Annotated in this window: 1 protein-coding gene; it reads left to right on the top strand. The window is 51.3% G+C overall.

Annotation, left to right across the window (positions count from 1 at the left end; genetic code table 11):
* Positions 1-85 precede the first annotated feature (85 nt).
* The gene (locus J7394_RS22805) at positions 86-769 is read left to right on the top strand and encodes an IS6 family transposase (RefSeq protein WP_209256251.1); all 684 of its coding nucleotides are present in this window, start codon (positions 86-88) and stop codon (positions 767-769) included.
* Positions 770-823 lie beyond the last annotated feature (54 nt).

Here is an 823-nt window from a genome sequence, read left to right on the forward strand (position 1 = left end):
CCGGGTTCTGTCGCAAATTCTGCTCCCAACTGTCATTCCGGCTGCAGTTCTGATAGCGCGCGCTCGGCTATGACAGGAGCAAACCGTGACAATCTCATTTAAAGGCGCGCATTTTCCGAAGGACGTTATCTTACACGCGGTCTTCTTCTACCTGCGCTACGGTGTCTCCTACAGGGATCTGGAAGAAATCATGGCCGAACGAGGCGTCGATCTGGATCATGCGACGCTGAACCGATGGGTAGGAAAATATGCCGGGCTCGTAGCGGAAGCAGCGCGATATCGAAAGCGCGCTGTGGATCGTTCTTGGCGTATGGATGAGACATATGTGAAAGTGAAAGGTGAGTGGGTGTATCTCTATCGCGCGATCGATAAGTTCGGCAAAACGCTTGATTTCATGCTGTCCAAACGCAGAAACAAAGCTGCAGCAACGAAGTTTTTTGCCCGCGCGCTCGAAGCAAACGGGCTGCCGTGTAAGATCGTCATCGATAAAAGCGGGGCCAACACGGCCGGCATCAAAGCTATAAACAAGATGCTGAAAGGCTTTGGTTGCCCAATACCGATTGAGATGGTGAGGCGAAAGTACCTCAATAATATCATTGAACAAGACCACCGATTCATCAAACGACGGATCAGGCACATGCTGGGCTTCAAATCCTTCGCTTCAGCCGCATCTGTCCTGGCTGGAATAGAATTGGTCAATATGATCCGCAAAGATCAATTCACGCCCGGACTCCGCCCGTTTCAGCAGTTTGTTCAACTGGCAGGCTAAACTGCCCACCAACCCCATTGATGCTCTGCCATCCAATAAGTTTGCGACAGAACC

Source organism: Ruegeria sp. R13_0 (assembly GCF_017743995.1).
Classification (GTDB): domain Bacteria; phylum Pseudomonadota; class Alphaproteobacteria; order Rhodobacterales; family Rhodobacteraceae; genus Ruegeria.